This is a genomic window from Kineococcus aurantiacus, assembly GCF_013409345.1.
Classification (GTDB): domain Bacteria; phylum Actinomycetota; class Actinomycetes; order Actinomycetales; family Kineococcaceae; genus Kineococcus; species Kineococcus aurantiacus.
Genome location: NZ_JACCBB010000001.1, coordinates 3,386,997 through 3,413,396, shown reverse-complemented (window position 1 = coordinate 3,413,396; position 26,400 = coordinate 3,386,997). Strand labels below are relative to the sequence as shown.

Here is a 26,400-nt window from a genome sequence, read left to right as displayed (position 1 = left end):
ATCCTCAGGCGCTCAGGTCGTGCGCCACACCCCGCGGCGCGCGGCCGGTCAGCCGCGCGCTGGTGAGGACGGGGAACCGCGTCGAGGCCAGGACCCGCGCGCCGGGCAGGTCCCGGACGCGGGCGGCGAGCACCCGGTCCTCGTGCGCGGGCAGCGGGGGGAACCCGCCGGCGGCCAGGTAGGTCGAGGCCCGGACCCCCAGGTTCGCCCCGTGGACGTGCCGGTGCCCGCCGGCCCACTGCCCGGCGGCGTACTCCCGCCGCCACGTCGCGTGCCGGGTCGGTGGCGCGTCGAGGCGGACGGTGCCGAGCAGCAGGTCCACCCCGGACGCCGCGGTGAGCACGTGGTGGCGCAGCCAGCCCGCGGGGACGGCGGAGTCGGCGTCGGTGCTCGCGACCCACCAGCGGGCCAGTCGGTCGGCGGGCACGCCCCCCAGCGCCGCCCGGACCCCGAGGCCGCGGGCGAGGCCCACGCTGCCGGCGTCGCGGACCAGGACGTGCGCCCCCGCGGCCCGGGCCACGTCGGCGGTGCCGTCGGTGCAGCGGTCGGCGACGACGACCACGTCGACCGGGACGGGGCAGCGCGCGGCGGCCGCGCGCAGGGACGCGACGCAGCGGGCGACGGTGCTCTCCTCGTCGCGGGCGGGCACGACGACCACGACCCGTTCCACCCCGTCCTCCACCCCGTCCTCCACCCCGTCCTCCACCTCGCCGCGCGGGCTCACGGGAGGAGCCCACCGGCCCGGGCGACGGAGACGGCGGGGGCGGGCACGAGGACGTCGAGCAGGAAGTCCTCCTCCTCGTGGTGGGCCAGGACCTCCAGGCCGCTCGCCGCGCGCAGGGTCCGGTGCACCTCGTCACCGGTGAGGGGGTACTCCTCGACGAGGTGGCGCCAGTGGCAGGCCACGAGCACCCCGTCGGCGCTGAGGTGGGAGCGCAGCCGCTCGACGAGGACGTCGAGGTCGGGCCGGTCGCAGTAGTAGGCGACCTCGGCGAGGACGACGAGGTCGAACCGCCCGTCGGGGAACTCCTGCGGGACGCGAGCGACGGCGGTCCGCACGTTGCCGAGCCCGCCGACGCGGGCGCGGGCGCGCGCCAGGGCGGAGGCGGAGATGTCGACGGCCAGCAGGTCGTCGCAGCGGGGGGCGAGTTCGGCGGTGAAGACGCCTGCGCTGCAGCCGATCTCCAGGGCGGAGCGGAACCGCGGCCGGGGCAGCGCGGCGAGGGTGAGGGCCCGTTTGCGCTGCTCGTACCAGCGGTCCTCGAAACCCCAGGGGTCGTCGCCGTTCTCGGCGTAGAACGTCTCGAAGAACTCCGCGCCCAGGCTCGACGGGCCCGTGGCCCCGTCGGTGGCCCCGTCGGTGGCCCCGTCGGCGAGGAGGAGGAACTCGTGGTCGCGCTCGAAGTGGCGCAGGACCCCGGCGGTCAGCAGGACCTCGTCGCCGGGGGCCGGTGAGAGGGGGCTCGTCTGGGAGACGTGCTCGGCCATGGCCTCGTCCTTGCGGCGGCGCGCGGCGGCGTCGAGGTCGAGCCGCGTTCCGCGGTGCCAGGGGACGCGGGCGTCGCCGGGGTGGGACCAGTGCCACACCCACACCGGGTAGTGCAGGCAGCGGGCGCCCTGCTCGGCGGCGACGCGCGCGGCCACGGCCCCGGCCGCGTCGTGGTCGGGGTGGCCGTCCCCGGTCCAGGGCGCCACGAGGAGGGTCCCGGGGCCGGTCAGCCGGGTGAGGAGGGCGGCCAGGGTGGCCGCCCCGGCGGTGACGCCACCGTCGGGGACCCGCAGCCGGTGGACGTGCGCGCGGGGGGCCAGCCGCGCGACGGCCCGCGCGACCTCGGTCCCGCGGCGGGTGGCGAGCGCGGCGGGGGTGGTCGTCGGGGAGTCCGGGTGGGAGGCCTCGCCGTCGGTGGCGACGACCACGTCGACGGGCAGGCCGCGCCCGGCGGCCGTGGCGATGAGCCCGCCGGCGCCGAGGGTCTCGTCGTCGGGGTGGGCGGCGACGACGAGGACGTGCTCGACGCCGGTCCAGTCCAGGGCGGGGACGTCGCGCAGGCCGGGCCAGCCGGCCCACTCCGCCTCGGCGGTCCCGGCCCCGTCGTGCGTGAACTCGACGTCGCTCACCACGGCCACCGGCCCTCCTCGCGGTCGGCACCACCGTCGGGGGCGGCGTCGCGCAGCAGCTGCCCGACGGCGGCCACGTCGCGGTCGGCGTGGTGCTGGCGCAGGTAGACGGTGAGGTCGGCGACCCGGGCCGCGTGCGCGGCGTCGAAGGTCAGGGGGGCCGGGCCGAGGGCGTGACCCACCTCGGTCAGGACCGCCTCGGCGGCCGCGGCGACGATCGAGCGGGTGCGGGCGGCGAGGAGCTCCCCGGCGGGCCCGGCGGCGCGGCCGGCGTCGACGTCGGCGGCCGCGGCGTCCAGGGCCAGCCGCGCCGTCCGCAGGTGCAGGTCCACTGCGCCGCGGGACCGCTCGGTGAGCAGGTCGTCGCGGGGGCTGTCGAGCAGGGGGCGGGCGACGCCGGCGGCGCCGCCGAACCAGCAGGCGGCCACGCCGATGCCGCCGTGGGCGAAACCGGGCCGCCGCAGGTACCAGCCGGGCTCGCCGACGGGGTCGGCGGGCACGTCGTCGAAGTCGACAGGGCCGCTGGGCACGTCGACGAGCCCGCGGCTGTGCCAGGCGCCGTCCACGACCGTCACGCCGGGCCGGCGCAGGTCGACGGCGACGAGCCGGCGGCCCTGCGGGGTGCGGGCGGTGACGAGGGCGTGGGACAGGCGGCCGGCCAGGGAGCACCAGGGTTTGCGGCCGGTGAGGCGGCCGGCGGTGAGGTCGAGGCGGGTGCCGGGGTCCTCGGCGGCGAACACGCCCCACGTCGACCCCTCGGGCACCGCGCGACCGGCCTCGGCGAGGATCGCCACGGCGTCCAGGTGGGCCTCGACGACGCGGGCGGTGGTGAGGTCGCGCTCGGCGAGGGTGGCCAGCACCTGCCAGCGGCGCCGGGTGCCGCCGGAGCCGGGGAGGGGGACCTCGCGGGTCAGGTACCGGGCCAGGGCGAGCGCGCCGTCGACCGCTGGGGGGACGGCGGTGGGCACGGGACCTCCGAGCACGACGGCGCGCCCGCGGCGATTTCCACGGGCTGACGTGCGCACGCTAACCGGGCCGGCGGGGGTCGGCACGCCGGAACCGCGCCGAGACCGCGCCAGGACCGCGCCGGGACCGCGTCAGACCACGAGCCTGCTCCAGACGGTCTTGCCGCCGGGCCGGGTGCGGACCCCCCACTCGTCGCTGAGGACCGCGACGAGGTTCGTGCCGGGGACGCCGTCGGGACCGACGGTGCGGAAGCGCGGGCCGTTGGGGTCGCGGTCGCTCACCGAGATCGTCACCCCGTCGGCGCCCTCGCACTCCACGCGCAGCAGCACCGGCGGGGCGCCGTGGGTGACCGCCTCGGTCACCAGTTCGCTGACGACCAGCTCGGCGTGCGGGCGCAGCAGGGAGGCGTGCTCGACGCACCAGTGGTCGTCGAGGAAGCGCCGCGCGTGGCGGGCCGCGGACCGGTCCACCACGACGGCCGACTCGGCTGCCGGGTACCACTCGCACATGGAGGTCGATCGTCGCCGACGATCGCCCGGCGCGCTCGTCAGGACGGTGCGGGACCGTCCCCGCCGGTGCCGTCCCCGGTGCTCGCGGCGACGTCCCCGGCCGCGTCCGCGACGACGTCCACGACGTCGGACAGGCGGGTGACGTCGAGGAGGAAGGCCACCGGCTCGCTGGGGTGGACGGTGATCCGGTCGGGGCGGACGGCGACGGCGAGCCGGGCCAGGAACGCGGCCCCGGCCGAGTCCATGAACGTCACCTCGCGGGCGTCGACGGCGACGGCGGTGCGACCGGCCTCCCGGCTGCGCGCGACCTGCGCGGCGGCGTCGTCGAGGTCGAACCGCAGCTCGTCGTCGATCTCACCGGTGAGGCGGACGAGGAGTCGGCCGGCGGCCGGTTCGAGCCGGACGCGCCCGTCGGGGGTGCCCTGCTGGGGGTCGGGTGCGCGGAACGGCGTGGACACGCTGCTCCTTCCTGCCACCGCGGCGTGGTGACCCGGCGTGCTGTCGCGGTGCTGCTCGGTCAGGTGGTCGCCCGCCCTGTGCTCGAGCCGGTGCAGCGACCGTACCCCGCCGGGACGTCCCCGCGCACCGCCCCGCGGGCGCGGGCCGGCGCAGGGCACCGGGGCGGTCAGGCGCGGGCGACGAGCTCGCGCAGCGTGGCGAGCTGGTAGGCCGAGGTCTCCATCGCGGTCTCGTCCTCGGCGAAGACGTTCGACACGACGAGCGCGTCCTCGCGGTCGAGGAAACCGCTGCGGCGCAACGCCGAGAACAGTTCCGCCCAGTCCACGTCCCCGTCGCCGACGCGCAGGTGCTGGTGGACGCGGGCGGCGTTCCCGGGCGGGTTGGAGATGTAGCGCAGGCCGTGGGAGCGGCGGTGGTCGAAGGTGTCGGCGGCGTAGACGGCGCCGAGGCGGTCGCCGAGCTGCGGCAGGAGCGTCGTGGCCCGGTCCCCGTAGTGGAAGGTGTGCGAGGCGACGTAGACCACGCCGACGTGGTCGGTGTTCAGGCCCCGCACGACGCGCCACGCCTCCAGGGCGTCCTCGACGAAGTCGTCCGGGTGCGGGTCGACGTTCAGCCGCAGGCCCTCGCGCTCCAGGACGGGGACGATCTCCTCCATCGACCGGTAGAACGCCGCCTCGGAGTCCTCGGACAGCTCGGGGCGGCCGCTGAACTCGGTGTTCACGACGCTCACGCCGAGGTCCACGGCGATCTGCAGCACGCGCCGCAGGTTCCTCACCGCGGCCAGCCGCTGCTCCTCGTGCGGCCAGGAGATGCGCTGCACGGGCAGCAGGGAGGTGATGGTGACCCCGGCGTCGGCGGCCTTCCTGCGCAGCGCCGCGACGAGGGCGTCGTCGGCCTTGGGGTGGCGGAAGAAGGGGGCCACGTCGGGGTGCGGGGCGAGCTGGAAGTGCTCGTACCCGGCGCGGGCCACGAGGTCGGGCAGCTCCAGCAGCTCGTGGTCGGGGTGGAAGGGGGTGGGGTCCAGGGCGATCGTCACCATGCCGGGAGGCCTCCGTGTCGTGGGGTTCCGGGCGAGGGGGCGCCCTCGCCTGGCAGGAGGATAGAGGCAGGTACGGATGTCCTGACAAATGAGCGCCGGTCGGGCCGCTGCGCCCGGGGTGCGCGCACCGGGGACCACGGGCGAGACTGGCGGTGACCGTGCAACCCGTCGCGGCGACGCCCCGCCCCGGAGGTCGCCCGTGGACACCGCACCCGCCAGCCTCGGGCTGGACCTGCTCGGTGACGCCGAGCCCTTGCGCGCCGCCCGGCGCTTCGTCCGCGTCCAGGCCGAGCAGCTCGGCCGCGAGGAGCAGGGCGACGACGCCGTGCAGGTCACCGCCGAGCTGCTCGGCGACCTGGGCACCGGGACCCGGCCCGTCGCCGTGCGCGTCAGCGAGGTCGACGGCGCCCTCCAGGTCGGGGTCGACGTCCGCTTCGTGGGTGACGACGGGCACGGCGCGGACCGGCCCGCCGTCTCCGCCCGGACCCGCGACCTGCTCACCCACCTGTCCACGGCCTGGGGGTGGCGCCCCGTCGACGGCGGCGCCCACGTGTGGTGCCGCCTGCCCGGCCCGCCCGCCCGCTGACGGACCCGGCGAGGGACCCGCACCGCTGAGCCGGTCGGGTGGCCGACCTCTAGAAACCGCCCCGGACGGCCGATCACCCGGGGGTGGCGCGCTCGTCCCCGACCCCCCTCTTCGCGACGACCCGGGTGATGGGTCTGACCGCGGGGGCCTTCTACGCCGCGGGCGGGGCCGCCGCGCTCGCCGTCATCCTCAGCGCCACCTTCCACGACCCCGGCGATCGGCACGTCCTGCTGGCCCTGGCCACCACGGCCCTGCTGTCCAGCCTCGCCCTGTTCCGCTGGGGCGGGCACCTGCCCCGCGGGGCGTTCCACGTCGTCGTGGGGGCCGGCACGGTGCTCATCACCTTCGCCGTCCCGCTGTGCCCCACGACGGCCACGGCCCTGGCCATCACCACCGTGTACTCCCTCGTGGCGATCGACGTCATGTTCTTCTTCGGGTGGGCCTCCGCCCTGGTCCACCTCGTCGCCCTGTTCGGCGCGGCGGTCTGGGCCCTGCACGACCGGTCCGGCGTCACCGCCGGGGTCGCGATCGCGCTCGCCCTGGTGTGCCTGGTCATCACCGTCGTCGTCGGGGCGCTCGTGCGCCGCGCCTCCGACGCCCACCACGACAGCCTCACCGGCCTGCGCAACCGGCGCGGGTTCGACGCGGCGCTGGACGCGGCCGTCGCCGCGGCCCGGCACGGGGCGCCGCTGGCGGCCGCGCTCATCGACGTCGACCACTTCAAGACCGTCAACGACGGCCACGGGCACGCCGCGGGCGACCGGCTCCTGCAGCAGCTGTCCGGTGAGCTGCTGGAGGGCCTGCCGCAGGAGGCCGTGCTGGCCCGCTACGGCGGGGACGAGTTCGCCGTGCTGCTGCCCGGGCGCACCGGCGCCCAGACCCTGGAGCTCGTGGAGGACCTGCGCCGGGGCCTGACGTCGGCCGGCTGCTCGGCCGGGGTGGCCGGGCACCTGCCGGGCGAGTCCGGGGCCGACCTGGTCCGCCGCGCCGACACCGCGCTGTACGCCGCGAAGCTGTCCGGCCGGGGCCGCTGCCGCCTCGACGACCTCGACAGCGCCGAGCTGGCCCACGACCTGGCCCAGGCGCTGTCCGCCGGGCAGGTGCGCGCCTGGTTCCAGCCCGTCGTGCGGCCCACCACCGGCGAGGTCGTCGGCGTGGAGGCCCTGGCCCGCTGGCGGCACCCCGAGCGCGGCTGCGTGCGGCCCGACGAGTTCATCGCCGTCGCCGAGACCACCGGGCTCATCGGCGAGCTGGGCGCGGCCGTGCTCGCCGACGCCTGCCGCGGCGCCGTCGAGCTCGCCCGCGTGCACGGCGACGGGCTGCTGCTGACCGTCAACGTCTCCGGCCGCGAACTCGTCTCCGAGGGGTACGCCGAGCGCGCCCTGGCCCTCGTGCGGGCCTCGGGCTGGCCCGTGGAGCGGCTCGTGGTCGAGGTCACCGAGAGCCTGCTGGACGCCTCCTCCGGCCCCGCCCTGGAGACCCTGCACCGGCTGCGCGCGGCCGGGGCGCGGGTGGCCATCGACGACTTCGGCACCGGGTACTCGGCGTTCAGCCGGCTGGACACGCTGCCCGCCGACTACCTCAAGCTCGACCACGGCTTCACCGCCCAGATCACCACCTCCGACCGCCGCGCCGGCGTGCTGCAGGCGCTGCTGTCGCTGTCGCGGGCCCTGGGCATGCAGGTCATCGCCGAGGGGGTCGAGGACGAGGAGCAGGACGCGCTGCTGGGCGCGCTGGGCTGCCCGCTGGCCCAGGGCTACCTGTACGCCCGGCCCGCCCCCGTCGCCGAGCTGCTGGCCCGGCCCGCGCCCGCCGGCACCCGGGCCGGCTGAGGCCGGCCGTGCCCGCAGCCCTCGTCGCCGCCTTCACCCTGGCCACCGTCCTCAACGCCGCCACCGCCGCGCTGGCCTGGCGCCAGCGCGCCCGCACCCCCGCCGCGCGGGCGCTGGCCGCGGCCACCGGCAGCCTGGCCCTGTGGTCGGCGCTGACCGCACCACAGCTCGTGCGGCTGCCCCCGGCCGTGCACGCGGTCCTGGCCCACGCCTCGTTCGCGGGGATCCTGGGGTCCGTCGTGGGCCTGCACCTGCTCTTCCGCCTCGTCGCCGACCCGCACTTCCAGCCCGGCCGGGCCCACCGCGCCCACCTGGTCCTGGTGCCGACCGCGATCCTGCTGGCCGTCGCCACCGACCCCTGGCACCACCTGGTGTTCGCGGCGATCAGCCCGCTGCCCGGGCCGCCCTGGTACGACAGCCGCTTCGGCCCGCTGTTCTGGGCCCACGCCGGCTGGTGCTACCTGCTGCTGCTGGCCGCCGACGTGCGGCTGGCCCGGGCGTGGCTGACCGGGACGAGCGTCCTGCGCGCCCAGGCCGGGACCCTGCTGCTGGCCGGAGCCGTCCCGCTGGCGGGCAACGTCGTCCTCACCGCCACCCACGCGTTCTCCGGGCAGGACCTCACCCCGCTGTTCTTCACCGCCACCGGTGTCCTCGCGGCCCGGGCCGTCCTGCGCGGCGGGTTGCTGCGGGTCGTCCCCGTCGCCCGTGGAGCTGTCGTGGACACCATCGGCGACCACATCGTCGTCGTCGACGTCGGCGGCACCGTCGTCGACGTCAACCCCGCCGGCCGCGCCCACCTGCGCCTGGTCCGCCCCCACCTGCCGCGCGACCCCGTCGGGCTGCCCGCCTCGGAGTTCCTCGGCCCCCGGGCCCTCGGCGACCTGCCCGGCGGGCAGGTGCACTACGCGCTGGAGTACCGGCCGGGGGTGCACCTGGACGTGAAGGTCACCGCCATCACCGACCGCCGCGGCCGCCCCCTGGGGCGGGTCGTCGGCCGCGACGTCACCGACCTCGTGCAGACCCGCCGGCGGCTGGAGGAGCTGCGGGCCCAGCTGGCCGAGGAGGCCGTCCGGGACCCGCTCACGGGGCTGCACAACCGCCGCCACCTCGACCCGGTGGCCGCCGGGCTGGTCCGCGGGGCGGGCCCGGACCGGCCCCTGGCGGTCCTGGCCGTCGACGTCGACCACTTCAAGGCCGTCAACGACGCGCACGGGCACGCCACCGGCGACGACGTCCTCGTCGCCGTCGCCCACGCCCTGGCCGCGACCGCCCGCACGGGGGACCTCGTGGCCCGCACCGGCGGGGAGGAGTTCGTCCTCGTCCTGCCCGGGGCCGACCCCGCGGCCCTGGCCCGGCGCGCCGGGGACTTCCACCGCGCCTGCGCCGCGGTCCGCGTGACCACCCCCGCCGGGGACGTGCTGAGCCCCACGGTGTCCGTCGGCACCGCCGTCACCACCGACCCCGCGGCGGCCTTCGCGGTCGTCCTGGCCCGCGCCGACGGCGCCCTGTACGAGGCCAAGGCCACCGGCCGGGACCGGGTCGTCCACGCCGGGGACGCGGAACCGGCCCACCCGCGCTAGGAAGGGCCCGTGGCGCCCTCCCCCACCGACCGCGAGACGTTCCTTCGCGCCGCCGCGGCCGTCGCCGCCGAGGACGAGGAACGCGCCGGGGTCGCGACCTACCTCGCCCTGGAACCGGCTCCCGCCGCTGCCCCGGCCCGGGACCGGGCGGGGGCGCTGCTCGCCGCGCGGGTGCGCGCGGCGTGGGAGGTCCTGACCGCCGCCGACCCCGACGTCGGCGTCCAGGACGTGCTGGCCGCCCTCGGCGACCTGGACCTGCGCCGCGATCCCGCCCCGGTCCCCGACCGGGTCCCGGCCCGGCTCGCGGCGTGGCGGCCCCCCGGGACCCCCGTCGCCCCGCGCGCCGAGCGCGACGCCGCGACGGCCGCCGTGCACGACGCCTTCGTCGGCGGGCGGCTGCTGCGCGTGGTGAACCACCACGACACCCCGGCCTCGCGCGCCGACGCGTTCCGCGCCGACCTGGCCTGGTACGCCGAGCGCTTCGCCCCCGTCACCGCCGCCGACGTCCACGCCTTCCTCGACACCGGCCGCTGGCCCGACGCGTCCCGGCCCGGGGTCGTCCCCGCCTTCTACGACGGGTTCGCCAGCGCCGTCCACGTCGCGCTGCCCGCGCTGGAGGAGGTGGGCCTCGTCGGCTGGTTCTACCCGCCCACGGACTTCCTCGACGTCCCCGCCGGCCGGCAGCGGGAGTTCGCCCGCGCGCACGGGTACGGCGTGCTGGACGAGCCCGAGGGGCCGCTGGCCATGACGTGGGACGAGCTGGCGGCCCTGTCGGCGCGCCACGAGGTGTGCGGGCACACCGCCACGCACGCCGCGGCGGCCGGGGTGCGCGGGGCCGCCGCGGTCGAGGCCGAGGTCACCGGGCCCCTGCGCCGGCTCACCGAGGTCATCGGCCGCGTCCCGGCCGCGTGGGCGTGGCTGGGCGGCACCGACCACGACCCCGCGCACCCCGCCGACCGCGCCGTCGTGGCCGCCGGGGTGCGGCTGTGGACGTCGAACACGGTCCTGCGCCGGGTCGGCTGAGGCGTCGGGCGGGTCAGCCCACCGCGGCCGGGTGCGGGGCCCGCACGACCGCGTCGCGCCCGCCCTCCTTCGCCGCGTACAGCGCGGCGTCGGCCCGGGCGAAGACCTCCGCGGTGCTCTCGGTCCCGTCCCACTGCGCGACCCCGGCCGAGAACGTCTGCCCCGCCGGGGTGACCCCGCGCAGCGGCTCCAGCACCGCGGCCGCCGCGGCGAGGTCGTACCCGAGCAGGATCAGCAGGAACTCCTCCCCGCCCCACCGGCCGAGCATCACCGACCGGCCCGCGCCGCCGCCGACCCCGTCGTGCTCCAGGCGCGCGCGCCAGGCCGCGGCGGCCTGCACCAGCAGCTGGTCACCGGCCTGGTGGCCGTAGGTGTCGTTGAACAGCTTGAAGCGGTCGAGGTCGAGCACCGCCACGCACAGCGGCAGCCCCTCCTCCCGCGCCCGCGCCACGTCCCGGGCCAGCTCGGCGTCGCCGGTGCGGCGGTTCGGCAGGCCCGTCAGCGCGTCGGTGCGGGCGATCTCGGCCAGGCGCGACGTCTGCTGGTCCAGCCGGCGCAGCAGCCCCGACATCCGCAGGATCACCAGCACGAACAGGACCACCGACGACAGCGCCACCGCCCAGGCCTCCAGCCGCGAGCCCAGCGCCAGCTGGACCAGGAGGGTCCCGGGGGCCACCAGGCCGGCCAGCGTGAGCGCGACCAGCCGCCCGCGCGTGAAGCGCGCGTGCGGCGCCCGGACCGCGTCGTCCGTCAGCCCCCGCATCGACGGGTGCAGGGCGGCCGCGGCGAAGGAGACGTACCCCAGCAGCCACGGCAGCGTGATGAGGCCGCCGGAGTACCACTCCGACATCTGCGAGTACTGGTAGGCGCAGTCGGCGACCAGCAGCAGCGCGTTGGCGACGACCAGCCAGCGGAACGCCGCGGTGCGTCCCCCGCTGGTGGTCAGCAGGCGCACCAGGAAGGCCAGCAGCAGCACGTCGCCCAGCGGGTAGGCCGCCGCCAGCAGGCGCGCCGCGGTCGACTCCCCCGCCGCCTCCAGCCCCGGGCGCATGAGCAGCACCCAGCTGACGAGGACGAAGCCCACCGTGAAGATCAGCGAGTCGATGACCCCCTCGGGGTCGCCCTGCCCCCGCCGCGCGCGGACGAAGCGCCAGAACCCGCAGGCGATGAGGACGTAGCTGGTCAGGTACAGGGCGTCGGCCGGCGAGGGGAACGGCGAGGTGTCCAGGACCCACGTGTAGACCGCCCACAGCAGGTCGGCGCAGGCCCACGCGGCGATGCCGGCCGTGATGAAGCGCCACCCGCCGGCCGCGCGGGGCCGGTTCCGGCGCACGCCGAAGGCCGTGAGGGCCACGCAGCCGAAGCTGATGAGCGTGTACAGGCCGTCGCGCCCCGGCCCCACCGGCAGGCACACGCACAGCACGGACAGCAGGACGCCGACGACCACGTGGACGCGGACGCCGGACAGGGAGGTGCTCACTCCGCTGTCATCGCCACGTCCGGGCCCGGACTGTCGCCCCGTTCACCCGGACGGTCGACGTCCGGGGCTCACTTCAGGCCGCTGCGGGCGATCCCGGCGACGAACTGGCGCTGGGCGAGGCCGAAGAGCACCAGGACCGGCAGGATCGACACGAGCGCCCCGGCCATGAGCGCCGGGTAGTCCGTCGTGTACTGGCTCTGCAGGAACGACAGCCCCACCGGCAGGGTGTAGAGGTCGGGGTCGCGCAGCGCGACCAGCGGCCAGGCGAACTCGTTCCAGCGGTACGTGAAGGTCATGACGAGCAGCACCGCGACGAGCGGCCGAGACAGCGGCAGCACGACCGACCACAGGGTCCGCAGCTGCCCGGCACCGTCGAGCTGGGCGGCCTCGAGGAGCTCGTCGGGCAGCGACAGGAAGTACTGCCGGGCCAGGAACACCCCGAACGCCTCCGCCGAGCGCGGGACGATGACCGCCCAGTACGAGTTGACCCAGCCCAGGGAGTTGACGAGGTCGAACTGCGGGACGAGCAGCACCTGCACGGGGATCATGAGGGTGGCGACGATGAGCAGGAAGACGACCGAGCGCCCCGGGAACCGGTGCTTGGCCAGGACGTAGCCCGCCGTGACGTCCACGACGACCGTGATGGCCACCGCGACGACCGCGATGGCCAGGGAGTTCTGCGCCCACTGCAGCACCGGGAACTGCGTGAGGGCCCGGGAGAAGCCGCCCGGGTCCAGCGACGTCGGCAGGACCCCGACGCGGCCGGAGGCCAGGTCGTCGCGCGGGGACACCGCGGTGACGAGCATCCAGTACAGCGGGAACAGCCAGACCAGGCTCAGCGCGACGAGCACGGCGACCCGGCCGCGCCGGGACCCGGCGCGCGCCCGGCGGCCGTGCTGCACGGCGAGGCCGTCGCGCGGGCGCACCGCGCTCTCGACCCGGCTCACAGCTCGTCCTCGCTGGCGCGCTGGGCCCGCCACCACAGGGCGGTCGCGGCCAGCACCACCACGAAGACGACGACGCCGATGGCCGACCCGTAGCCCTCCCGGCGGGCCGCGAACCCCTGGTTGTAGGCGTAGGTGACGAGGAGCTCGGTGGCCCCGGCCGGTCCGCCCTTGGTCATGACCCAGACGATGTCGAAGACCTGGAACGTCTCGATGACGAGCATCACCGTGAGGAAGAACGTCGTGGGCCGCAGCAGCGGCCACACGACGTCGCGCAGCCGCTGCCAGGGCGAGGCCCCGTCGAGCTCGGCGGCCTCCAGGACGTCGCCGTCGACGCCCTGCAGCGCCGACAGGTACAGGACCACCGCCAGTCCCGTCCTGGCCCACAGCAGCACCAGCACGACGGAGACGGCGGCCGCGGTGCCGTCGGACTGCCAGTCCGGCTGCGGGGCGCCGACCGCGGCGAGCACGCGGTCGACGATGCCGACGTTCTGGTCGAAGACCCAGCGGCCGGCCATCGCCACGACGACCCCGGAGATCACGTACGGCGCGAGGAACACGGCCCGGAAGAGCCCGCCGCCGGGGATCCGGTCGCGCAGCAGCAGCGCGACGCCCAGCCCCAGGACCAGGCTGACGGGCACCGACACGGCCGCCAGCAGCACCGTGTTCCCCGCCGCCCGCCAGAAGGTGGGGTCGGAGGCCATGGCGGTGTAGTTGGCGAGCCCCACGAACCGCGCGCGGCCGATGCCCGTGGAGTCCGTCAGCGAGATCCGCACGGCCCCGACGAGCGGGTACAGCACGAACACGCCGAACAGCAGCAGCGCCGGGGCCAGCATCGCGTACGACGTGGCCCACCGCCGCACCCTCACGGGGTCGTCAGCACCGACGCGACGCCGTCGGTGAGGCGCCGCAGCGCCGTCGCGTCGTCGTCGTCGCCGAGGAACACCTCGTCGAGCCGGTCGCGCAGCTGCGCGTTGACCGCGCTGAAGCTCGGCACGACGACCTGCTGCACGAGGGGTTCGCGGATCGCGGTGGCCTGCTCGACGTACAGGGGCATCAGGTCGGGCCGCACGGCGTACCGCAGCGAGGCGGGGTCGACGTCCCGGCGGGTGGGCAGGACCGTCGCGGCGGCGCAGAAGGCGCCCATCTGCTCGGCCTGCGCGCAGAACGAGATGAACTCCAGCGCCTGCTCCTTCCTCGCGCTCGCCTCGACCGCGACGAGGGCGTTGCCGCCCAGGTCCGCGGAGGCGTTGACGTCGCGCGGCAGGAACGTCGCGGTGTACTCGAAACCGCCGCCGTCGAGCTCGGCCAGGAGGAAGTCACCGGCGAAGGCGGTGGCGACCGTCTGGTTGAGGAACAGGTCGCTGGCCGCCTGCCCGCGCGCGGAGGCGTTCTGCGGGGTGAGCTGGCGGCGGAACAGGTCGCGCGTGAACGTCACGGCCGCCAGCGCCCCGGGGTCGTCGGTGGCGACGGACGTCAGGTCCTGCGACAGCAGCCGGCCGCCGGCCTGGTCGACGAAGTTCAGCCAGCGGTAGGCGCCGGCGTTCTGCCAGTTCGCGGCGAACGCGTAGCTGTCGGCGCGGCTGGGCCGGATGCGCCCCAGGGCGTCGGCGAACTCCTCCCAGGTCCACGCGTCGGCCACGGTCGCCGGCAGCGGTCCCAGGCCCGCGGAGGCGACGGCCGCGGTGTTCAGCACGACCATCGAGGTGTCGGTGTGGTGGGGCACGCCGAAGGTGCCGTCGTCGTCGGTGACGGCCGACCAGAACGCGGGCAGGAACGCCGGTTCGAGGTCCGCCGCGTCGGGCAGGTCGGCCAGGACGCCCTGGGCCCGGTACGCCGCGACGTCGGTGTAGCTGACCCGGAACAGGTCCGGCGGGCTGTCGGTGCGCAGCCCGGTGTCGACGGCCGTGAGGACCTCCGAGTACGGGACGACCTGCAGCTCCACCCTCGTCCCGGTCTGCTCGCGGAACGCGTCCGCGAGCGCCTGGAAGGCGGGGGCCTCGGTGTCGGAGGCCCAGGTGATCATCGTCAGGGAGCCGTCGTCGGACGACTGCGAGTCGTCCGGGCCTCCGGTGGAGAAGCCGCCGCAGGCGCTCAGCGCGCCGGTCGCGGCCGCGGCGGCACCGGCGGTGAGGAGCCGGCGCCGGGTGGGGAGGTGGGGGTTGGCCATGCGGTACTCCGGTGTCCGAGCAGGCGGTGTCTGCACCTGCTGGTTCGCGAGCGGGACGAGCGCCTCCGGGAAGGTGGACCCAACGTAACCGCGGCGGCGGCCTTCAGCGCGCCGGGAGCTCCTCGCCGCCGGGGACGTCGCCGGGGACGTCGCCGAGGATCCGGCTCCACACCGTCTTGCCCCCCGGGTGCGGGTCGACGCCCCAGTCCTCGCTGAGGACGTCGACGAGCGCGATGCCGCGGCCGCCGAGGGCGTCGGGGGTCACGTGCCGCAGGGTGGGGGCGTGGGGGTCGGCGTCGCTGACGCCGACGGTCACCCCGGCGGCCCCGGCGCAGTCCAGGGTCAGGGTGGCCGGCGGCGCCCCGTGCCGGACGGCGTTGCTGACGAGCTCGGTGACGACGAGGTCGGCCTGGGGGCGGGCGGAGGCGGCGTGGACGGTGCACCAGTGCTCATCGAGGAACCTGCGCGCACGCCGGCTGGCCGTGGCGTCCATGACCAGGTCGAGCGCGGCGGCGGGGGTCTGGGAACACATGGTGGTGGAACCGTCTCCCGGAACGGGCCCCGGCGCGACCGGGAGCGGGCTCACGCGCCGAGCTGGACGGCCAGCAGCGCGATGTCGTCGTGGCTGTCGCCCAGCTCGGCCAGCAGCGCGTCGCACAGGGCGTGCACGTCGTGCGGGGCGGCAGCGGCGGTGCGCGCGAGCCGGTCCAGGCCCTCGGAGAGCACCTCGCCGCGGCGTTCGACGAGGCCGTCGGTGTAGCCCAGGACGATGGACCCGGCGGGCAGCCGGTGCGTGAGGGACTCCCGGGGCAGCACGGGGTCCACCCCCAGGGGGATGCCGCCCGTGCCGGGCAGGAACTCCACGGCCCCGTCGGGGTGGCGGACCAGCAGCGGCGGGTGCCCGGCCGTGGAGTGCTCCAGGGACCACGTGCCGGACCCGTCGCGGGTCAGCTGGGCGTACGTGACGGTCGCCATGGTGGTCATGCCGAGGGCGGCGGTGAGCTCGTCGACGCGGTGCAGCACCGCGGCGGGGGTGTCGAGCGTCCGGTCCCACGCGCAGGCCCGCAGCAGCCCCTTGAGGTGGCCCATCGCGGCGGCGGCGTACACGTCGTGGCCGGCGACGTCGCCGATGGCCAGGGCGGTGCCGTCGCCGGGGACGTCGATGAGCTCGTAGAAGTCGCCGCCGACGTCGCTGCCGGCCTGGCCGGCGTGGTAGCGGGCGGCCACGGTCAGGCCGGGCACCTCGGGCAGGTCCGGCAGCAGGCTGCGCTGCAGCGCCGTGGCGATGAGGTGCTGCTGCTCGTACAGCCGGGCGTTGTCCAGGAGCAGGCCGGCGCGGCGGCCGAGGTCGACGGCGATGCGCAGGTCGTCGTCGGTGTGCTCGAGGGACCCGGGCGCGCGCACGAGCACCATGACGTCGTCGCCCTGGCGGCGGCGGCCGGGCAGCGGCACGACGAGCAGCGAGTCGACGCCCAGGGCGTCGGACAGCGCGAGGACCCCCTCGTCGCCGGTCCAGCGCCGCCGTTCGGCCTGCACGGCCCGGCTCCCGTAGCCGGTGATGCGCCGCGCGGGGCGGTCGCCCAGCAGCAGCTCGTGCAGCGGCCCGCGCAGCGCGGTGCGCCGCACGGCCGCGACGTACTCCGCGACGCGCGGCGCGAGGGCGGGGTCGCGGTGGACGGCGGCGGCGTCGGCGATCTGCCCCTGGCCGTCGGGGCTGAGGACCACGGCCCAGTCGGCCAGGCCGGGGACGACGAGCTCCAGCAGCCGGCGGCGGCACTCGGCGCTGTCGAGGGTCCCCGAGAGCCGGTGCGTCGCCTCGGCCAGCAGGTCCAGGCGCGCGCGGTGCTCCTCGGCCTGCCGGTGGGCCTCCTCGGCGTCGCGGCGGGCGGCGCGCTCGGCGGCGAGGGCGTCGTCGCGGGCCCGGTCGGCCGCGACCCGGCCGCTGACGTCGGTCTGGATGGCGACGAAGTGGGTCAGCTCGCCGTCGGGGCCGAAGATCGGGCTGAGGGCGACCTGGTTCCAGAAGGCCAGGCCGTCCTTGCGGTAGTTCAGCACCGTCACCGTGGTGCCCTGCCCGGACTCCAGGGCCGCGCGCATCCGCTCGGGGGCCGCGGGGTCGGTGCCGGGTCCCTGCAGGAAGCGGCAGTTGCGGCCGACGGCCTCCTCGAACGCGTAGCCGGTGGTGGCGGTGAAGGCGGGGTTCACCCACACGAGGGGGAAGTCGTCGGTGCGGGCGTCGGCGACGGTGAAGGACAGGCCGGTGGCCAGGACGGCGCGGTCGCGCAGGGCGGCCTGCTCGGTGGCGGCGTCCATGGCGGCCCGCGCGGCGCGGGTGTCGCGCAGGGGCAGGAACACGACGAGGGCGTGGTCGTCGAGCAGGGGTGCGCCGGCCATGGGCAGGGCGACGACCCACAGGGGTTCGCGCTGGCCGCCGAGGTCGCTGCCGGCGGCGGCCGAGACGGCCTGCCCCACGACGGGTTCGGAGCGGGCGACCTTCGAGAGGGGGTGCTCGGTCTCGGACAGCTCCGCACCGTCGAGGTCGCGCAGCTGCGCCGCGTCCGACCAGGCGTCGACGGTCATGGGCAGCACCGCGTCCGGGGCGAGCTGGCGGGCGACGGGGTTGACGTGCACCACGGCGCGCGAGGGCAGGTGGACGAGCAGGACCGCGGCGGGGGCGTCGCCCGTGATGGCGGCCACGTCCGTGGCCGCCGCGTGTTCCGTCACGTCCGCCTCCGGGAGCCGGGGTCCCCGCGGGCAGGGCGGCGCGCGGGGGGCCTGGACTCGACACCGCCGCCAGCCTATGTCCTGCCCGGCCGGCCTACGCGGGCGCCGCGGACCCGGCCCGCGGACCGGTCGGGGTGAGGGCCAGCGGGGGGACGTACAGCCCCTCCCGCTCGGCGCGCACCGCGGCGAGCGTCCGGGTCGGGGCGCCGAGCTTCACGAGCACGTGCTCGACGTGCGCGGCGACCGTCCGGGGCGTCACGGTCAGCGTGCGGGCGATCTCGGGGTTCGAGCAGCCGTCCACCACGAGCCCGAGCACCTCCAGCTCCCGGGGCGTCAGCCCGTGCAGCTCGGGCGGCGGGGACAGCAGCACCACCGCGCGCGCCGTCGGCGCCTCGTCGGGGGCGGTGAGGACCGTGACGCGCACGTGGCCGCCGGGGGTGCGCCGCCCTCCCGCGGGCCACAGGAAGGACGAGCACACCTGCCCCGCGCCCAGGCGCGAGCGCGCCGCGACCAGGACCGGGGAACCGGGCGCGAGCAGCCGGTCCTCGCCCAGGCCGAGCACCGGTTCGGTCCGCCCGTCCTCGCGCAGGACCGCCCCGGCGCTGGCGCCCCGGACCAGGCGGGCGACGGTGAGGAGGGAGCGCACCGGGTCCACGCCGTGGGCCAGGACGGGGGCGGCTGCCGCCAGGTGCTCGCGGGCCGCCGCGCCGGGGGTGTCCTGTCGCCCGACAGCAGGCACAGGAAGCCGACGTGGCGGGCACCGGGGCCGAAGAGGGCGACGGCGAGGGCCTCGTGGATGCCGGCCGGGAGGAGGCACTCCCCCCAGGTCGACAGGTCCTCGGCGGGGTACGGCAGCTCGGAGGGGCTCAGCGGCGGGCGGGCGCGGTCGGTCCCGGTGGCCTCGATGTCGCGCGCCATCGCCGGTCCCTCGAGGTAGCCGACGACCCGGTCGTCCAGGTCGACGCTGGTCAAGGAGGTGTAGGTGCCGTCGAGCGGGTCGGTGAGCGCGAGCCACGCGGCGTCGAAGGGCACCGCGCGCCGCAGGTGGGCGAGCATCGCGCCCGCCCGCTCGGACGGCGGTCCGGACGACTCGGCCAGCACCGCCAGAGCCGCCGTGGGGTTCCCGGTCACTGGACCTCCGGTTCGGGGCGCGCCGGTCGTCGGGCGACCGACGGGCAGCACGTCCCCTGGTGCCGCCGCGGTCCCGGTGGCGACCGCCGGGGCACGGCGGGCGTCGGACGGGGACCGCGGCACGGCGCGGGGGACGCTGCTGGTGTCCGCCCCGTGGTTGGAGGCGCGCCGCTCGGCCGGCGAGCCCGAGGGGGCCGCCACGACCCGGCGCAGGCCACAGTGTGCGCCTGCGCGGGCGGGCCCGCGCGTCGAGACCCTCCCGCCGCGCCGACCGGTCACTGCCCGAGGTTCGTCACCAGGTTGATCGCCACCGCGAGGACCCCCGTGCCGAAGGCGTACGACAGCAGGGCGTGGCCCAGGGCGACCCTGCGGGTCCGGGTGGCCGTGGGTTCGGTCTCGGAGACGGAGTAGGACATCCCGATGGTGAAGGCCAGGTACGCGAAGTCGCTGTACCTCGGCTCGTCGTCCTGCTTGAAGTCGAAACCCTTCGCCGGACCTCCCGTGCCGGGCTCGTCGAGGTAGTACAGGCGTGCGTACTTGAAGGCGTAGACGGTGTTCACCAGCGCCCACGACAGCGCGACGCTGACCACGCTCAGCAGGACGGAGGCGACGGCGACGGGGTCCTGCCCGCCGCTCGACTGCACCAGCGCCACCACCACCACGGCCAGGCTCGCGACGGCCGCCGAGATCCGCCACACGTCCGTCGACCGGGTCGACCTCTCCTCGTCCGCCAGCCGGTCGGTCCCCTCGGCGTCCTGCGGCCAGCTCCTGCGCCAGACCCAGGTGAGCAGGACGGCGACGGTGACGGTCCAGCCGACCAGCGGCAGCAGCCGCGGGGTGACCAGGAGGCCGACCACCACCCCCGCGACCACGCCGACGGCCAGGCTGGTGAGCGCCCGGCGCGCCGACAGCAACCGGCCGCGCCCCCCGGTCGCCCGCCCCGGGCCCGTCACGGCCCCTCCTCCCCCGCTGCCGCGGGTCCCGGCGCGGGCCTCAGGCGCCCGGTCGGAACACGGCTCGCACGCACCCGTCCTCCTTCTCCTTGAACATCCGGTAGCCCTCCGGCCCGTCGTCCAGGGACATGACGTGGGTGGCGAGGTGCTCGGTGCGCACCTCCCCGCGGCTCATGCGCTCGAGGATCTCCGGGACGTAGCGGTGCCCGTGCTGCTGGGCGCCGCGCAGGGTCAGCCCCTTGTTCATCACCGCCCCCAGGGGGAACTTGTCCACGAGCCCGCCGAAGACGCCGAGGGTGAACACGGTGCCGCCCTTGCGGCAGGCGTGGACGGCGTCCCGCACCGCGGCGAGCCGGTCGGTCTGCAACCGCAGCTGCTGCTTGACCTGGTCGTAGACGTGCTGGGCGCCGGGGGTGTGCGCCTCCATGCCGACGGCCTCGATGCAGACGTCCGGTCCGCGGCCGCCGGTCGCCTCGCGCAGTTCCGCCGCGACGTCGACCTGCTCGTAGTCGAGGGTCTCGGCCCCGACGTGCGTGCGGACCTGCTCGAGCCGGTTGGCGTACCGGTCGACGACGACGACCCGCTCGGCACCCATGAGCATCGCCGCGCGGGCGGCCATCTGGCCCACCCCGCCGGCGCCCCACACCGCGACCACGTCCCCCGGCCGCACCCCGGCCTGGTGCGCTCCCGTCCAGCCGGTGGGGGCTGCGTCGGAGGCGAACAGGGCCCGCTCGTCGGAGACGTCGTCGGGGACGGTGAAGGCCCCCTGGTCGGCGTACGGGACGCGGACGTAGCGCGCGTGGCTGCCGGCCCAGCCGCCGAGGGCGTGGGAGTACCCGAAGCAGCCGCCGATGGCCTGACCCCACAGCGCCTCGGTGATCCCGGGGTTGGGGTTGCCGTTGTCGCACAGGGAGTACAGCCCCTGCAGGCAGTACCAGCACTTCCCGCAGCTGATGAAGGAGACGACCACCACGCGGTCGCCGACGCGGTGCTTGGTCACGTCCGGGCCGACCTCGGCGACCGTGCCCATGAACTCGTGCCCGAGCACGTCACCGGCCCGCATGGCGGGGACGTAACCGCCCACGAGGTGCAGGTCCGAACCGCAGGTGGCGCTCAGCCCCACCTCCAGGACGATGTCGCCGCCGTTGAGGATCCGGGGTTCGGGGACGTCCTCCACGCCGATCTCGTTGATCCCCCGCCAGGTCACCGCCTTCACCGCACACCTCCCTTCGGGGCCACGCGGGTCCAGGCCTCCAGGAGGAGGCCTCCCGGGGTCGCCGTCCGCTCACCGTGCGGCGCGGGGTCCACCGCCAGCACCTCACCGACCTCCAGGAGCTGCTTGGCCCGGCGCAGCGCGGACCGCAGGTCGGCCTGCGGGTCGCTGCCGCTCAGGTGGCGCGCGGTGCTCCCGGAACCCCCGGAGGACCGGTCGCGGAGCCGGGCGGCCAGTTCGGTCCCCTTGCCGCCCGGGGCCTGCCGGGTGCGGACCTCGATGCGGTCGCCGTACTCGGCCAGCGGCGCGGGCAGCGGCGCGGCGTCCACGTCCGAGGGTTCCCCCAGGACGGTGACGGCGAGCCACCCGGACGCCGGGGCGCCCGACCCGGGACCGGACCCGGCGTGGTCGAGCACCGAGCGGATCCCGTGGACGACCGCGCCGCCCGCGCGGGCGGCCAGGGACGCCGTGCCGTGCTGGTTCGAGGTCACGAGCCCGCTCCCGTCCCGGTCCCGGCGAACTCCCGCACGATGCGCGCGCAGAACGCGGGCAGGTCGTCCGGTGACCGGCTCGTGGTGATGTTGCCGTCGGTCACGACCTCCTCGTCGACCACCTCCGCGCCGGCGTTGCGCAGGTCGGTGCGCACGCTGGGCCACGAGGTCAGCCGGCGGCCGCGAGCGACGTCGGCCTCGACGAAGTTCCACGGGCCGTGGCAGATCGAGGCGACCGGCTTGCCCGACTGCACGAAGTCCCGGACGAACCGCACCGCGGTGGGCTCCATCCGCAGCTTGTCCGGGTTCACCGTCCCGCCCGGCAGGAGCAGCGCCTCGAAGTCGTCCACCGACACCCGATCGACCGTCTCGTCGACCGCGAAGGTGCCCGCCGCCTCCAGGTCGTGGTCGCGCGCCTGGATCTCGCCGCTGCTGATCGAGACGACGACGGTGCGCGCACCGGCGTCGTCCAGCGCCTGCCGCGGCTGCTCCAGCTCGACCCGCTCCACGCCGTCCGCCGCGAGGATCGCGACCCGGCGCCCGTCCAGCGCGCCGGCCACGTCAGGCCCCCGCCGGGTGCAGGACGACCTTCGTCCAGCCGTCCTCGCGGGCGTCGAACTTCTCGTAGGCCTCCGGCGCCTGGTCGAGGGGCAGCTCGTGGCTCACGATGAACGACGGTTCGGCCTTGCCCCCCGCGATGAGGTCGCGCAGCTGCCGGTTGTACTTCTTCACCGGCGCCTGGCCGGTGCCGAGGTGCTGGCCCTTGAACCAGGACATCCCGTAGTCGAAGGCGAGCTTGCCCTGCTTGGCCAGCTCGTCGGCCGCACCGGGGTCCTGGGGCACGAAGACGCCGACGGTGCCGATCGCCCCCGTGAAGCGCACCGAGGCGACCAGCCGGTTCATCGTCAGGTTGGCCCGCTCCTGCCCGTCGGGCTCGTGGGCCTGGTAGCCGACGCACTCGCAGCCGTTGTCCGCGCCCAGCCCCAGGGTCTCCTCCAGGACGGCCTGCACCGGGTCGACCTTCGAGTCGTCGATGGCGATGGCGCCGATCGACTCGGCCAGCCGCAGCCGGTCCGGCTGCCGGTCGACGATCATCACCTTCCCGGCCCCGCGGATGGTCGCCGACAGGGCGGCCATGAGCCCGACCGGGCCGGCGCCGTAGATGACGGTCTGGTCCCCGGGCTCCACCCCGGCGAGCTCGGTGGCGTGGTAGCCGGTCGGGAAGATGTCGGCGAGCATCACGTAGTCGGTCTGGCGCTGCTCGGCGTCCTCGCCCAGCCGCAGGCAGTTGAAGTCCCCCCAGGGCACGCGCAGGAACTCGGCCTGCCCGCCGGCGTAGGGGCCCATGTCGGCGAAGCCGTACGCGGCGCCGGCCATGCTCGGTTCCGGCTGCGCGGTCAGGCAGTAGTTGGTGAGCTGGCGCTCGCAGTTCTTGCAGTGCCCGCAGGCGATGTTGAACGGCAGGACGACCCAGTCGCCGACGCGCACCTTGTCCACGCCGTCGCCGACCTCGACGACCTGGCCCATGTTCTCGTGACCGAACCAGCGACCCGGCTCGAAGTCGGTGCGGCCCTCGTACATGTGCAGGTCCGAGCCGCAGATGTTCGTCGAGGTGATCCGCACCACGACGTCGGTGGGTCGCTCGATGCGGGCGTCCGGGACGTCCTTGACGCTGACCTGCCGCGGGCCCTCGTAGACCACTGCCTTCATGTCGTCTCCCCTGCCGTCGCCTCCCGCTCGGTCCCGCGGGCTCCCGCTCATTGCAGCGGGGTCCCGGGCGGGCCGGTAGTGGCAGATCTGCCGATCTCCGGGGCCGCTGGCGGGCGGGGGTGGCGCCCGACCGCCCCGCCGCACCTCGGGGGGTGCGGCGGGGCGGCCGGTGGGGGGGACCGTCAGACCATGCCCTGCGCGGTGGTCAGGGCGCTCTTCGCCGCGTCGGCCGGCTTCGTCCGCCCGAACAGCTGCTCGGTGCCGATCGTGGTGAACTCGGTGTTCCAGGCCGAGGCCCCGGCGGGCGTCACCTGGGGCGGGTCGACGACCTCGGAGGCGATCGCCTGGGAGAAGGCGAGGGCGATCTTCGACTGGGGCGTCAGCACCGGCTCGATGTCCGCCTGCACCGACGGGATCGCGGGGATGCCGCGCTCGGTGGTGAGGATCTTGGTGGCGGCCGGGTCGGTGAGCATGAAGTCGACGAACTTCGCCGCGTTCTCGCTCTGCTTCGTGCGCGCCGAGATCGACCAGTACATGGAGGCCTTGTTCACCATGCGCGGGGACTCGCCGGACTTCTGGGCCGGCAACCGCAGCAGCTTCAGCTCGGTGCCGCTGGCGGCGGCGAAGGCCGAGATCTGGGTGTGGAACTGCAGGTGGAACGCCGCCTTGTTCGTCGCGAACAGCGACGCGTCCAGCGCGGCCGTGCTGTTCTCGCTCTGGACCGAGGCCGGCGGCGTCGCCCCGGAGGTCATGAGCTGGTTCGCGTACTCGAAGTAGCTCGTCACCGTGGCCTCGTCGGCGGCGTCCTGCCCGTCCTTCGGGAAGATCTCCTGCTCGAACTGGCGCACCCACGCCCCGACCTCGGCGGTCCCCGTCCCGAAGCCGTCGAAGCCGACGATGCCCTGGGCGCCGAGCTTGGCGGAGACCTGGGCGGCGGTGTCGGCGAACTCCTCCCACGTCCACGTCGTGTCGTCGGGCATCGCGATGCCGGCCTGCTCCAGGACCGCGGGGTTGACGCCGACGGAGAAGTTGCCGACGCCGATGGGCGCCCCCACGAGCGTGCCGTCCACCTCGCCCGTGTCCAGCATCTTCGCGTCCATCTCGGACAGGTCGAGCTGGCTGGAGACCGTGCCGAGGTCGAGCAGGGCGCCGCGGCTGCCGTAGGCGGCGATGTAGGCCTCGTCCATCTGGATGACGTCGGGCGAGTCGTTGGCCGCGGTGCTGGTCGCGAGCTTGTCCCAGTAGTTGGTCCACTCGGAGTTCTCGACGGTGACCTTGATGCCGGGGTTGGCCTTCTCGAACTCGGCGGCCGCCTGCTGCGTCAGCTTCAGGCGCGAGTCGTTCCCCCAGGTGGACACCCGCAGGGTGCCGCCGGCGCCGGAGGCCGACGAGCCGCCGGAGCTGCCCGGGGCGCAGGCCGCGAGGGCGGCGACGCCGCCGGTCGCGGCCAGGGCCGCCACGGCCTGCCGCCGGGACGGGCCCCGGCGGGCGGGGGTGGAGGTGGTGGGCAGGTGCGCGGTGGTCGTGTCAGCGTCCATGTCAGAGGCCGTTCTCGTCGAGGGTGCGCGGTGGGTGGGCTGGGGTGCGGTCACTTGCCGCCGGTCGTGGCGATTCCCTTGACGAGGAAGCGCTGACCGAAGAGGAAGACCAGGAACAGGGGGACGAGCGTGACGATGGACATCGCGAACATCGCCCCCCAGTTGCTGCCGCTGGTCGCGTCGAGGAAGCTCTTGAGCGCGACGGGGACCGTGTAGGAGTTCGGGTCGGTCAGGTAGATCAGCGGGGTGAAGAAGTCCGACCAGGTCCAGATGAACGTGAAGATCGCCGTGGTGGCCAGGGCCGGGCCCATGAGCGGCAGCATCACCCGCAGGAAGATGCGGCCGTGCCCGCAGCCGTCGATGCGCGCGGCCTCGTCCAGCTCGCGCGGGATGCCGCGGATGAACTGCACCATGAGGAAGATGAAGAACGAGTCCGTCGCCAGAAACTTCGGCAGGATCAGCGGGACGAACGTGTTCACCCAGCCGAGGTTGTTGAACAGGATGTACTGCGGCACCAGCACGACGTGGATGGGGACCATCACCGTGATGAGCATGACGGCGAACCACAGATTCCGGCCGCGGAAGCGGCACCGCGCGAAGGCGTACGCCGCCAGGGAGCAGGCGAACAGGTTGCCGGCCACGGCGCCGACGACGACGATCGCGGAGTTGACGATGTAGTGCCCGAACGGCTGCGCCAGCGCCGTCCAGCCGCCGGTGTAGTTGGACGTCACCAGGTCGTTGATCCACAGCCCGGGGGTGCGGAAGATGACCTCGGTGGGCCGGAACGAGGACACCAGCAGCCACAGCAGCGGGTAGACCATGACGATGCTCACCGCGATGAGCACGGCGTGCTTGAGCACCGACCGGCCGGCCGCGGCGGCCGGGGAGCCCGTGGAAGGTTTCACGGACGTGCGTGCGGAGGTGGCGGGGGCGCTTTCCCGGAGATCAGTCATCGTAGAACACCCAGTACTTCGACAGGAGGAAGTTGACGGCCGTCAGGACGCCGACGATGAGCACGAGCAGCCACGCCATCGCGGCCGCGTAACCCATCTCGAACTGCCCGAAACCCTTCTGGTACAGGTACAGCGAGTAGAACATCGTCGAGTCCGCCGGCCCGCCGGTCCCCCCGGAGACCACGAAGGCCTGCGTGAAGGACTGGAAGGCGTTGATGAGCTGCAGCACCAGGTTGAAGAAGATGATGGGCGACAGCAGCGGGAGGGTGATGCGGGTGAACCGGGTCCAGCGGGTCGCCCCGTCGACGGCGGCGGCCTCGTGGTACATCGCCGGGATCTGCCGCAGCCCGGCCAGGAAGATCACCATGGGGGAACCGAAGGTCCAGACGTGCAGCACGATGATCGTCCACAGCGCGTACTCCGGGTCCGACACCCAGCCGGTCGTCGACTCCACGCCGACCGCGCCCAGGAGCTGGTTCACCAGCCCCTGCGTCCCGAAGATCTGCCGCCACAGCAGCGCGATGGCCACCGAGCCGCCCAGCATGGAGGGCAGGTAGAAGATCGACCGGTACAGCGGCAGACCGCGCATCCCGCGGTCCAGCACCATCGCCACGGCCAGCGCGAAGGCCAGCTGCAGCGGGACGCCGACGACCACGTACGTGAACGTGACCTTCAGGGAGTGGTGCAGCCGCGCGTCGCCCAGCATGTCCAGGTAGTTCTGGACGCCGATCCACTCCGGCGGCTGCAGCAGGCTGTACTTCGTGAACGACAGGTACAGGCTGGCCAGCATCGGGCCGATCGTGATGACCACGAGGCCGATGAACCAGGGGGCCAGGAACAGGTACGCGGCCTTGTTGTCGCGCCCGTTCTCCCGGCGGCGGGCCGCCTTCTCCTCCGGCGTCCGCGGCCGGCCCGAGCGGCCGGTGCGGATGCTGGAGAGCTCGCTGATGGCGCTCACCGCCGCGACCTCCCGTCGTGCTG

Annotated in this window: 25 protein-coding genes; 4 read left to right on the top strand and 21 right to left on the bottom strand. The window is 75.4% G+C overall.

Annotated features, from left to right (window positions below):
• Window positions 1-4: 4 nt before the first annotated feature.
• The 6 genes from BJ968_RS16490 to BJ968_RS16465 form a co-directional block, all read right to left on the bottom strand.
• On the bottom strand, window positions 5-724 hold the full coding sequence (locus BJ968_RS16490; protein ID WP_218885115.1) for a glycosyltransferase: 720 nt from the start codon (window positions 722-724) through the stop codon (window positions 5-7).
• Complete coding sequence (locus BJ968_RS16485) at window positions 721-2,127, bottom strand: PIG-L family deacetylase (protein WP_179753653.1); 1,407 nt, start codon at window positions 2,125-2,127, stop codon at window positions 721-723. The genes BJ968_RS16490 and BJ968_RS16485 overlap by 4 nt, the downstream gene beginning before the upstream one ends.
• On the bottom strand, window positions 2,115-3,086 hold the full coding sequence (locus BJ968_RS16480; RefSeq protein ID WP_179753651.1) for an acyl-CoA dehydrogenase family protein: 972 nt from the start codon (window positions 3,084-3,086) through the stop codon (window positions 2,115-2,117). Before BJ968_RS16480 ends, BJ968_RS16485 begins: the two co-directional genes overlap by 13 nt.
• A gap of 129 nt (window positions 3,087-3,215) precedes the next feature.
• Window positions 3,216-3,593 carry an ATP-binding protein gene (locus BJ968_RS16475; protein WP_179753650.1) on the bottom strand — a complete coding sequence of 126 codons (378 nt, stop codon included), beginning with the start codon at window positions 3,591-3,593 and terminating at the stop codon, window positions 3,216-3,218.
• A gap of 38 nt (window positions 3,594-3,631) precedes the next feature.
• Complete coding sequence (locus BJ968_RS16470; RefSeq protein WP_179753648.1) at window positions 3,632-4,051, bottom strand: STAS domain-containing protein; 420 nt, start codon at window positions 4,049-4,051, stop codon at window positions 3,632-3,634.
• Window positions 4,052-4,218: 167 nt separating this feature from the next.
• Window positions 4,219-5,091 (bottom strand): sugar phosphate isomerase/epimerase family protein, encoded by an 873-nt coding sequence (locus tag BJ968_RS16465; protein ID WP_179753646.1) that lies wholly within the window; start codon window positions 5,089-5,091, stop codon window positions 4,219-4,221.
• 199 nt (window positions 5,092-5,290) lie between these two features.
• On the opposite strand from BJ968_RS16465, the gene BJ968_RS16460 reads away from it, so the two are divergent.
• The 4 genes from BJ968_RS16460 to BJ968_RS16445 all read left to right on the top strand — a co-directional run bounded on the left by BJ968_RS16460 (window position 5,291) and on the right by BJ968_RS16445 (window position 10,112).
• Window positions 5,291-5,677 (top strand): ATP-binding protein, encoded by a 387-nt coding sequence (locus BJ968_RS16460; RefSeq protein ID WP_179753644.1) that lies wholly within the window; start codon window positions 5,291-5,293, stop codon window positions 5,675-5,677.
• Window positions 5,678-5,805: 128 nt separating this feature from the next.
• Complete coding sequence (locus BJ968_RS16455) at window positions 5,806-7,509, top strand: putative bifunctional diguanylate cyclase/phosphodiesterase (protein ID WP_179753642.1); 1,704 nt, start codon at window positions 5,806-5,808, stop codon at window positions 7,507-7,509.
• A gap of 8 nt (window positions 7,510-7,517) precedes the next feature.
• The gene (locus BJ968_RS16450) at window positions 7,518-9,089 is read left to right on the top strand and encodes a diguanylate cyclase (RefSeq protein ID WP_179753640.1); all 1,572 of its coding nucleotides are present in this window, start codon (window positions 7,518-7,520) and stop codon (window positions 9,087-9,089) included.
• Window positions 9,090-9,098: 9 nt separating this feature from the next.
• The gene (locus BJ968_RS16445; RefSeq protein ID WP_179753638.1) at window positions 9,099-10,112 is read left to right on the top strand and encodes a polysaccharide deacetylase family protein; all 1,014 of its coding nucleotides are present in this window, start codon (window positions 9,099-9,101) and stop codon (window positions 10,110-10,112) included.
• 13 nt (window positions 10,113-10,125) lie between these two features.
• Here BJ968_RS16445 and BJ968_RS26820 read toward each other — a convergent pair whose 3' ends face one another.
• The 15 genes from BJ968_RS26820 to BJ968_RS16370 all read right to left on the bottom strand — a co-directional run bounded on the left by BJ968_RS26820 (window position 10,126) and on the right by BJ968_RS16370 (window position 26,377).
• The gene (locus BJ968_RS26820; protein ID WP_179753636.1) at window positions 10,126-11,592 is read right to left on the bottom strand and encodes a diguanylate cyclase domain-containing protein; all 1,467 of its coding nucleotides are present in this window, start codon (window positions 11,590-11,592) and stop codon (window positions 10,126-10,128) included.
• A 68-nt stretch (window positions 11,593-11,660) separates the two neighbouring features.
• The gene (locus BJ968_RS16435) at window positions 11,661-12,539 is read right to left on the bottom strand and encodes an ABC transporter permease subunit (protein WP_218885114.1); all 879 of its coding nucleotides are present in this window, start codon (window positions 12,537-12,539) and stop codon (window positions 11,661-11,663) included.
• The gene (locus BJ968_RS16430) at window positions 12,536-13,399 is read right to left on the bottom strand and encodes an ABC transporter permease subunit (protein WP_218885113.1); all 864 of its coding nucleotides are present in this window, start codon (window positions 13,397-13,399) and stop codon (window positions 12,536-12,538) included. Before BJ968_RS16430 ends, BJ968_RS16435 begins: the two co-directional genes overlap by 4 nt.
• A 2-nt stretch (window positions 13,400-13,401) precedes the next feature.
• Window positions 13,402-14,706 (bottom strand): ABC transporter substrate-binding protein, encoded by a 1,305-nt coding sequence (locus BJ968_RS16425; protein WP_179753634.1) that lies wholly within the window; start codon window positions 14,704-14,706, stop codon window positions 13,402-13,404.
• Between the two features lie 103 nt (window positions 14,707-14,809).
• Window positions 14,810-15,238: an ATP-binding protein gene (locus BJ968_RS16420; protein ID WP_179753632.1), complete on the bottom strand. Its 429-nt coding sequence runs from the start codon at window positions 15,236-15,238 to the stop codon at window positions 14,810-14,812.
• 50 nt (window positions 15,239-15,288) lie between these two features.
• Window positions 15,289-17,430: a SpoIIE family protein phosphatase gene (locus tag BJ968_RS16415; RefSeq protein WP_179753630.1), complete on the bottom strand. Its 2,142-nt coding sequence runs from the start codon at window positions 17,428-17,430 to the stop codon at window positions 15,289-15,291.
• Window positions 17,431-17,524: 94 nt separating this feature from the next.
• Window positions 17,525-18,169, bottom strand: coding sequence for a LuxR C-terminal-related transcriptional regulator (locus tag BJ968_RS26815; RefSeq protein ID WP_218885112.1), 645 nt, complete (start codon window positions 18,167-18,169; stop codon window positions 17,525-17,527).
• A 667-nt stretch (window positions 18,170-18,836) separates the two neighbouring features.
• Window positions 18,837-19,514, bottom strand: coding sequence for a DUF1345 domain-containing protein (locus BJ968_RS16405; RefSeq protein ID WP_218885111.1), 678 nt, complete (start codon window positions 19,512-19,514; stop codon window positions 18,837-18,839).
• A gap of 40 nt (window positions 19,515-19,554) precedes the next feature.
• Complete coding sequence (locus BJ968_RS16400; protein ID WP_179753628.1) at window positions 19,555-20,730, bottom strand: alcohol dehydrogenase catalytic domain-containing protein; 1,176 nt, start codon at window positions 20,728-20,730, stop codon at window positions 19,555-19,557.
• Window positions 20,727-21,218 carry a hypothetical protein gene (locus tag BJ968_RS16395; RefSeq protein WP_179753626.1) on the bottom strand — a complete coding sequence of 164 codons (492 nt, stop codon included), beginning with the start codon at window positions 21,216-21,218 and terminating at the stop codon, window positions 20,727-20,729. The genes BJ968_RS16400 and BJ968_RS16395 overlap by 4 nt, the downstream gene beginning before the upstream one ends.
• Window positions 21,215-21,778, bottom strand: coding sequence for a DJ-1/PfpI/YhbO family deglycase/protease (locus BJ968_RS16390; RefSeq protein WP_179753624.1), 564 nt, complete (start codon window positions 21,776-21,778; stop codon window positions 21,215-21,217). The genes BJ968_RS16395 and BJ968_RS16390 overlap by 4 nt, the downstream gene beginning before the upstream one ends.
• A gap of 1 nt (window position 21,779) precedes the next feature.
• A complete protein-coding gene (locus BJ968_RS16385; RefSeq protein WP_179753622.1) occupies window positions 21,780-22,928 on the bottom strand; it encodes a glutathione-independent formaldehyde dehydrogenase in 1,149 nt (382 codons plus the stop codon).
• Between the two features lie 182 nt (window positions 22,929-23,110).
• Complete coding sequence (locus BJ968_RS16380; RefSeq protein WP_179753620.1) at window positions 23,111-24,466, bottom strand: ABC transporter substrate-binding protein; 1,356 nt, start codon at window positions 24,464-24,466, stop codon at window positions 23,111-23,113.
• Between the two features lie 50 nt (window positions 24,467-24,516).
• Window positions 24,517-25,419, bottom strand: a complete 903-nt coding sequence (locus BJ968_RS24865; protein ID WP_179753618.1) for an ABC transporter permease subunit — start codon at window positions 25,417-25,419, stop codon at window positions 24,517-24,519.
• The gene (locus BJ968_RS16370; RefSeq protein WP_179753616.1) at window positions 25,412-26,377 is read right to left on the bottom strand and encodes an ABC transporter permease subunit; all 966 of its coding nucleotides are present in this window, start codon (window positions 26,375-26,377) and stop codon (window positions 25,412-25,414) included. Before BJ968_RS16370 ends, BJ968_RS24865 begins: the two co-directional genes overlap by 8 nt.
• Between the last annotated feature and the right edge of the window lie 23 nt (window positions 26,378-26,400).